Annotated in this window: 1 pseudogene; it reads right to left on the bottom strand. The window is 69.8% G+C overall.

The annotated features are described in order from the left end of the window. Positions 1-184: pseudogene (locus SB753_RS37080) on the bottom strand (branched-chain amino acid ABC transporter permease); the annotation flags it as partial. Positions 185-275: the final 91 nt, after the last annotated feature.

Raw genomic sequence — 275 nt, 5'->3', positions numbered from 1 at the left:
CTGCCAACGCAACAATTGCTACGACGAGCCGCCAGGGTGACGACACGCCAAACGCGATCAGCGAAGACGCTGTGCCGATGCGTAACGCGGCGCCTTCGTCCGCGCCGAATTGCGCCGCGTAGGCCCACTGCACCGCGAGCACGATGGCGGCGCTCCATAGCAGGATCGCCGCTGCGCCTGCCAAGTAGGCGACCAGGCACGCGGCCCGGCACGAGCGCCAGCCCAAGCGCGTTAGCCGCGCCAGGTGCCGCTGCGCGAAGCCGGCGATCCCATCC

The sequence above is a fragment of the Paraburkholderia sp. SIMBA_053 genome (assembly GCF_046534895.1).
In the GTDB taxonomy this organism is placed as follows: Bacteria; Pseudomonadota; Gammaproteobacteria; order Burkholderiales; family Burkholderiaceae; genus Paraburkholderia; species Paraburkholderia caledonica.
This window is presented reverse-complemented; position numbering and strand designations above follow the sequence as displayed.